This is a genomic window from Actinomycetota bacterium (assembly GCA_036280995.1).
In the GTDB taxonomy this organism is placed as follows: Bacteria; Actinomycetota; CALGFH01; order CALGFH01; family CALGFH01; genus CALGFH01.
Map to the genome: position 1 here is coordinate 1 of DASUPQ010000804.1, position 2,093 is coordinate 2,093.

Annotated in this window: 2 protein-coding genes; both read left to right on the top strand. The window is 74.8% G+C overall.

What is annotated here, in order from left to right:
* A partial coding sequence (locus VF468_26865; GenBank protein HEX5881911.1) for a hypothetical protein occupies positions 1-1,516 on the top strand: 1,516 nt, incomplete at its 5' end.
* A gap of 18 nt (positions 1,517-1,534) precedes the next feature.
* A partial coding sequence (locus VF468_26870) for a nuclease-related domain-containing protein (protein ID HEX5881912.1) occupies positions 1,535-2,093 on the top strand: 559 nt, incomplete at its 3' end.

Consider the following 2,093-nt stretch of genomic DNA (forward strand, 5'->3'; position numbering starts at 1 on the left):
CCTGGTCGACGAGGCCGTGGCCGCCTACCGCGCGCATGACCGGGTCGTCGCCGCCGACAGCAAGCCGGCCGCCACCCTGGCCCTGCTTCAGGACTGGTGGGCGGCCTGGCAGCAGGCCGAGCACAATCCCAGCGAGGACGTCGCCTTGCTGGCCTATCGGCGGGGTGAGGTCGACCGGCTCAATGTGGCCTGCCAGCAGCTGTTGGCCGCCCGGGGCCGCCTGGGCCCCGACCGCCTCCAGGTCGAGGATCTCCAGGTGGCGGTGGGGGATCGAGTGGTGTGCGGCCGCAACGCCATCGCCCAGCTCGGGATCGCTAACGGGACCCGCGGCACCATCACCGCCCTCGACCCCCACGCCCGCACCCTGACCATCCAGGTTGACGGCAAGCAGCCGCGGGAGGTGACCCTGCCGGGCTGGTACCTGGACGGCCGCGGCCGCGGCGAGCGCAACCGCCGCGTCGACCTGGCCTATGCCACCACCGGACATCGCGCCCAAGGGCTCACCCGCTGGCGGGCGCTGGTCCGGCTCACCGGCACAGAAGACAGCAACTGGCTGTATGTGCAGCTGTCCCGGGCCCAGCACCAGACCACCCTGTACCCAGTGGTCGGGCCCGAACCCCAAGGGCCGGCCGAGCTCGACCTGCCCGACCGTGAAGTCGGCGACGGCTACGCCCAGCTCGCCCAGGCCCTGTCGCGCGCCGGCGACCAGCGGTTGGCGATCGACACCCCCAGCAGCCTGGACCTGCGGCGGCTATCGACTCGGGAACTGCGGGCCGAACGCGACCGCCTCCGCGGCCTGCTCGACCAGGCCCCGCGGGATCGGGCCCGGGAGCTTGCGCAAGCCAGCGCCCGCCGAACCGCAGCCGACCAGACCCTGGAGCAGCTCACCGCCACACACGAACACCAGCGCCATGGCCGGGGGATGCTTCGCCTGCGCTGGCCGGCCGAGCCGGCCGCGACCGATCGGGCCGCAGCGATGCTGGCCCGCCAGCAAGCCGACCGCGCCGCCGACACCGAACTCGCACTGCGCCAGCATCAACAGCGACGGGCTGGCTGGCTGGAGGCCAACGCCCACCTCGGCCCCGCCTACCGCCAAGTCGTCCGCGAACTGGTCTGGCAGCGCCGCGCCCGCGGCCTCGCACTGGAGCAGGAGCAGCCTCGCTACTTGCGCGGCGAACTCGGCCCGGTCCCCGACAGCACCCGGGGCCGGCGGGCCTGGCGACAAGCCGCCGCCACCATCGAGGACTACCGACGCACCTACCACCTCACCGACCCCGAGCAGGCCCTCGGCCGCATGCCGCGCGAGCCCGCCCAGCGGGCCGCCTGGCAGCACGCCCGCCAAGCCATCACCCGGGTCCAGGGCCGCCAACACAGCATCGACCACGACCGCCAGCCGCAGCGGGGCGCGGCATCCCGCCGGCAATCAATCGACCGCCACCAGCAGGACCAGGCACCAACCCGCACCGTGCGGGCTGTGCCCCCAGGCCGGCCGGACCCGGAGCGGGCCGCCGGCTAGCACCACAAGGAGGCCACCATGCCACGGCCCCACCCCGACCCGGACGGCTTCTGGCCATCCTGTGACGACCCTCAGCCCGGGGTGTCGATCCGGCCGCTCAACCAGGCCGACCTGGCCGCCCTCCTCACCCACCTCGACCACGACCACGACCCGGGCGACACCCTCAACTCGAAGGTGCCAGCGCCGGTGCTGGCGATGCGGGTGCGGGCCGGCGTCGGCCGCCCCGGCGCCTCCGCCCACGCCGAATACCGACGCCGCCGGGCGACCGAGCTGGCCGCCTGGACCCACAGCCTGCCCTGGCGGATCGCCGCCGTCCTCGCCATCGGCCTCGCTGCCTGGCTGCTGGCCACCCAGGTCGTTCCCCACCTGGCGGCCCTGGCCGGCGCCAGCGTAGCGGCCGGGTTGGCCTGGCGGCTGCGATTCCGCGTCACTCCCGACACCATGGCCTGGCGTCGCGGGGCGGCCGGGGAACGCCGCACCGCCCGGCTGCTGGGCCCCCTGGAGCGGCGCGGCTGGGCGGTCCTGCACGACCTGGCCATCCCCGGCTCGGCGGCCAACATCGACCACTTGGTCCTCG